Here is a 5,624-nt window from a genome sequence, read left to right as displayed (position 1 = left end):
CGCCGCCGGTAGCCGAGCTGCCCGAGCCTCGCCCGGACCCGGCCCCCGCGAAAGCCGCCAGCGCCTCCCGTCGGGTCCGGGCCCGACTGGCTCGCCGGATGACCGCCGGACGGAGCACCATCAATCCGGTCCTGGAACCGCTGATAGCGGTCCACAAGGAGATCTATCCCAAAGCCGATCTGGCGATCCTGCAGCGCGCTTACGAGGTCGCCGAGGTCAAACACGCCGACCAGTTGCGCCGATCCGGGGACCCTTACATCACCCACCCCCTGGCGGTGGCCAACATCCTGGCTGAACTTGGGATGGACATAACCACGCTGGTCGCCGCACTGCTGCACGACACCGTCGAGGACACCGGCTACACCTTGGATGCGTTGCGCGCCGATTTCGGTGACGAGGTCGGCCATCTCGTCGACGGCGTGACCAAACTCGACAAGGTCGTTCTGGGCAGCGCCGCCGAGGGCGAGACCATCCGCAAGATGATCATCGCGATGGCCCGCGACCCGCGGGTCCTGGTGATCAAGGTGGCCGACCGGCTGCACAACATGCGCACGATGCGCTTCCTGCCGCCGGAGAAGCAGGCCCGCAAGGCACGGGAGACGCTGGAAGTCATTGCCCCCCTTGCTCATCGGCTGGGGATGGCCACCGTCAAGTGGGAACTGGAGGATCTTTCTTTCGCGATCCTGCACCCCAAGCGTTACGAGGAGATCGTGCGACTGGTAGCCGATCGGGCGCCATCACGCGACACCTACCTGGCCAAGGTTCGGGCCGACATCAACGCCGCACTGGGTGGGATGAAGATCAGCGCGACCGTCGAGGGCAGGCCCAAGCACTACTGGTCGATCTACCAGAAGATGATCGTCAAGGGCCGCGACTTCGACGACATCCACGATCTGGTCGGGGTGCGGATCCTGTGCGACGAGATCAGGGACTGCTATGCAGCGGTCGGGGTGGTGCACTCGCTGTGGCAGCCGATGCCAGGCCGGTTCAAGGATTACATCGCCCAACCCCGCTTCGGGGTCTATCAGTCGCTGCACACCACCGTCGTCGGGCCGGAAGGCAAACCGCTGGAGGTGCAGATTCGCACCCGCGACATGCACCGCACCGCCGAGTACGGAATCGCTGCCCACTGGCGATACAAAGAAGCCAAGGGCCGCAACACCGTTCCGCCTTCGCATTCCGCCGCCGAAATCGACGACATGGCCTGGATGCGTCAACTTCTGGACTGGCAGCGGGAAGCCGCCGACCCGGGAGAGTTCCTGGAGTCGCTGCGCTACGACCTGGCCGTGCAGGAGATCTTCGTCTTCACCCCCAAGGGCGATGTGATCACCCTGCCGGCGGGCTCCACCCCGGTCGACTTCGCCTACGCGGTACACACCGAGGTGGGTCATCGCTGCATCGGAGCCCGGGTCAACGGCCGGCTGGTAGCTCTGGAACGCAAACTCGAAAACGGCGAAGTGGTAGAGGTTTTCACCTCCAAGGCACCTAATGCCGGGCCGTCGCGGGACTGGCAGGGTTTCGTGGTGTCCCCGCGCGCCAAGGCCAAAATCCGGCAGTGGTTCGCCAAGGAGCGCCGCGAGGAAGCGCTCGAGACCGGCAAGGACGCCATCGCCCGGGAGGTGCGGCGCGGCGGGCTGCCACTGCAGCGGCTGGTCAACGGTGAGGCGATCAGCGCGCTGGCCCGGGAATTGCGCTACGCCGATGTCTCAGCGCTCTACACCGCGGTCGGGGAGGGACACGTCTCGGCGCGCCACGTCGTGCAACGACTGCTTGCCCAACTCGGTGGTGCCGACGGCGCCGAGGACGAACTCGCCGAGCGCTCCACCCCGGCCACCATGCCGGTGCGGCACCGCAGCACCGATGACACCGGTGTGGCGGTGCCCGGGGCGCCGGGTGTCTTGACCAAATTGGCGAAGTGCTGCACCCCGGTGCCCGGGGACAACATCATGGGCTTCGTCACCCGTGGCGGCGGGGTGAGCGTCCACCGCACCGACTGCACCAACGGCGGGGACCTGCGCCAGCAGTCCGAACGCATCATCGAGGTGCTGTGGGCGCCGTCCCCGACGTCGGTGTTCCTGGTCGCCATCCAGGTGGAGGCGCTCGACCGGCACCGCCTGCTCTCCGATGTCACCCGGGTGCTCGCCGACGAGAAGGTGAACATCCTCTCGGCGTCGGTGACCACCTCCGATGACCGGGTGGCGATCAGCCGCTTCACCTTTGAGATGGGCGACCCCAAACACCTGGGCTACCTGCTCAATGCGGTGCGCAATGTGGAAGGTGTCTACGACGTCTACCGGGTGACGTCCGCTGCCTGACGATGCCGCCGAGGGACGAGGCGGAGGAGGAGGGCGGCAGTCGGATTCCGCTGCCTGACGATGCCGCCGAGGGACGAGGCGGAGGAGGAGGGCGGCAGTCGGATTCCGCGGCCTGATCCGCAGACCCGACCGGTAGGGTTGCCCCATGCACGAGGTGCCACTGATGACCGGATTTCCGTCCGACCCGGGCTCGCGTGTCACGTTGCTCAATTGGCAGGATCCGCCGTTCAACCGTTGGTCTTTCCAGCATCTGCGTGAACTGATTCCCACCCAGCGGATTCCCCGCGGCCAGGGACCGATCCAGGCGTTGGCGCGTCACGACATCCCGCTGAACCCCGGGGCGGTCACCGTGCACCGGGTCGACGAACGGGTGTCGACGTTGGCCGAGTTGCTCGACGAGACCTGGACCGACGCTGTGGTGGTCGTCCACGACGGCCGAATCGTTCTGGAGCGCTACGACAACGGAATGACCGCCGATACCGTGCATCTGCTGATGTCGGTGACCAAGTCGGTGGTCGGCTGCGTCACCGGGGTGCTGGTCAACCAGGGTCAACTGGACCCGGATCAGCCCATCGACCACTACGTGCCCGAGGTCACCGGCTCCGGATACAGCGGGGCGACCACCCGGGATCTGCTGGATATGCGCACCGGCGTGTTGTTCCGCGAGGAATACACCAACCCACATTCGGAGATCCGCGAGATGGAGCGCCACATCGGATGGCGGCCCGGCTTGAGCCCCGGATACGTGGGTGGCATGTACGCCTTCCTCGCCTCGATGAGCGCGGCGGGCCCGCACGGGGGACCGTTTGTGTACCGCTCGGCTGACACCGACATGCTGGGGTGGGTCTGCGAACGCGCCGCCGGAGTCCGGATGGCCGACTTGATCTCCGATCTGGTCTGGCGGCCGATGGGCGCGGAGTTCGAGGCCGAAATCACCTGCGACGGAGTGGGTTCGGCGATCCACGACGGCGGGATGTCGGCCACCGCGCGTGACGTCGCTCGATTCGGGCAGATGTTGCTCGACGACGGCTACGTGGCCGATAAGCCGGTGGTGCCGAACCGCTGGTTGGTGCAGTCGCGCACCATCGACCCCGACGTACGTGGGGCGTTCGCCTCGTCGGCATCGGAGGCCACACTGAGCGGGGGCTGGTACCGCAACCAGTTCTGGTTGGTGCCAGGACCGCTCGGTGATCTGCAGGTGTGCCTGGGCATCCACGGCCAGATGGTCGTGGTGGACCGGGCGACCAGAACCGTCTCGGTCAAGCTGTCGACCTGGCCGACCGCCCAATCACCGGCCCATCTGGTCGACACGATCCGCGCGTTCGCCGCCACCGGCCGCCACCTGCGCGGGCTGGACGGCCAGGGCCACGACCGGACCGCGCTGACCGGACCGATCGGCATGGTCCAGGGCCGCGAACGCGGCCGCGGCTGAGCGGGCCGGCTACTTCACGAAGCCGATCGGGTACACCGCGGGCGGACTGGGCAGCGGTTCGCTGACATACATCGACCGGATCCCGTCGATGTAGCTGCGGCAGCGCTTGGTCAAGCCCTCGTCGGTCTGCATCCGCCCCTTGGTGACCAGGATGCCCAGGTCGGCTCCCTTGAACCGGTAATCCCCGGGTCCGTACACCCGCAGGAAGAAGCACTCGTCCTCGTGGGTGACGTCGTGCCAGTCGTTGGTGACGCCGATGAAATGCAGCGAGCCGTCCTCGGCCAGCCGGTACCGCCCGGTCGGCGGCGCGGCCAAGATTCGCTCCACCGCATCGTTGGGTTCCTTCATGATCAGCTGTGCCCACACGTCGACCGCCGCCAGTTCCCGCCAGCGTTCGTTGATCTCGTCCACGTCGGCCTGATAGTCGACATCCATGAATTCCAGCAGGTGGAAAAGGAACAGCGGGATGTCGGCGTACGCCCCGGCGGTGACGTTGGTCATCGAGGACGCCCCGGAGATCCGTGGGTTCAACTCACCCAGATAGACCTGATCAGAGTCCAGGTCCACCAGCACGTCGACTTCGAAGAAACCCTTGTACCCCTCTTGACGGAGCCGATCGCCGAGGCGGCGCACATGAGTGATCGCGGTGTTGCGGTGTGCCTCTGAGAGCGCTTCGGGGAAAAGGTCGTTGCCACACCAGCCCCCGCGGTAGGGGGTCAGTTCCGGGTAGCCGGTGAGGTCGGTCATGAACGGGCCGACGACGGTGCCGTGCTCGGTGTTGACCGCCTCCACCGCCACGGCTCTGTTGTTGATCCGCTTCATGATCTTGAGGTCCTGGCCGATGATGTTTGCGCTGTCGCGGTCCCACTCGGATTCGCAGGTGATGAAGAACGTCGTCTTGCCCGAGTCGCCGTACGGCGTCTGGACCACCAGATCCGAGCCCAGGCCGGCCGCCTGACTCAGCTCGCACAGTTGCTGGTAGGTGTCGGCGCGGGCCAGGACGTTGGGCACCGATGGTGCGCCGGCCTCCTCGCCGAGTCGGGTGGTGACGATTTTGGAGTCCAGGTGCCGACGCAAGGAATCCGGCGGCAGAATCAGTTCGTAGTCCAGGTCGCGGCAGATCTGTTCGGTCTCCTCGTCGAAGAAGACCATCGCAATCATCGGGCGTAATCCGGTTGCCGCGCAGCGTAATTCGATATGTCGCTGCACTTCCGGATCGCGCAGCAGGTAGTTGTTGATTTGCTCGGAGCTGGTGAACTCGATGTAGGGCTTGCTCTTGGGAGTGAAGACCCGCGGATGCGCGGCGTCCCATGAATCGTGGTAGACGATGTACTCGAATCCGCGCACCCACCTGTCGATCCCCAGCAGATTGAACGCGGTTGGGCCGACGAAGAAGATAGGCTGCTCGTTGGTTCGGAAGAAGGTTCGGACCTCCGGGATGCCATTAAGCCCCCGGGATCGGAATACGCTGGATACCATGGGAATACCGAGGTCCTGCCGGTTGATTTGCTGGGACGGGGGAGGCAATCTTCTCACGACGGCGACACCGGTGACCTGGAAATCGTTTGACTTGAGAACTCGGGCAAGGAGACCTTGATGGCCCAACATCCACTGGACTCGCTGTCGGCTGATGAGTTTCGGCGTACCGCTGAGATTCTCCGCCGCGAGGGCAAGGTGGCCGACGGTTGGCGCTTCACCTCAATCGAACTCCAGGAACCCGAGAAGAGTGTGGTTAAAGCCTGGCAGCCCGGTCAGCCGGTGCCGCGCAAGTCCGCCGCTGTCTTGCTGGACCGGGCCGAGAACAAAACCTACGAGGCCGTCGTCGATCTCACCGCCGAGTTGGTGCTGTCCTTCGAGCATGTTCCCGGTGTCCAGCC

Annotated in this window: 3 protein-coding genes and 1 pseudogene; 3 read left to right on the top strand and 1 reads right to left on the bottom strand. The window is 65.5% G+C overall.

Annotated elements, in window-relative coordinates; translation table 11 throughout:
- Together ADBZ5N_RS17070 and ADBZ5N_RS17065 are read left to right on the top strand one after the other, a co-directional pair.
- Positions 1 to 2,315: RelA/SpoT family protein (locus tag ADBZ5N_RS17070; protein WP_526259474.1), on the top strand; the 2,315-nt coding region annotated here is incomplete at its 5' end.
- 145 nt (positions 2,316 to 2,460) lie between these two features.
- Positions 2,461 to 3,747: a serine hydrolase domain-containing protein gene (locus tag ADBZ5N_RS17065; RefSeq protein WP_526259472.1), complete on the top strand. Its 1,287-nt coding sequence runs from the start codon at positions 2,461 to 2,463 to the stop codon at positions 3,745 to 3,747.
- Between the two features lie 9 nt (positions 3,748 to 3,756).
- Here ADBZ5N_RS17065 and ADBZ5N_RS17060 read toward each other — a convergent pair whose 3' ends face one another.
- Positions 3,757 to 5,226: a biotin carboxylase gene (locus ADBZ5N_RS17060; RefSeq protein WP_526259470.1), complete on the bottom strand. Its 1,470-nt coding sequence runs from the start codon at positions 5,224 to 5,226 to the stop codon at positions 3,757 to 3,759.
- Positions 5,227 to 5,343: 117 nt separating this feature from the next.
- Here ADBZ5N_RS17060 and ADBZ5N_RS17055 point away from each other — a divergent pair.
- Positions 5,344 to 5,624: pseudogene (locus ADBZ5N_RS17055) on the top strand (primary-amine oxidase); the annotation flags it as partial.

The sequence above is a fragment of the Mycobacterium sp. genome, from assembly GCF_044370595.1.
GTDB lineage: Bacteria > Actinomycetota > Actinomycetes > Mycobacteriales > Mycobacteriaceae > Mycobacterium.
This window is presented reverse-complemented; position numbering and strand designations above follow the sequence as displayed.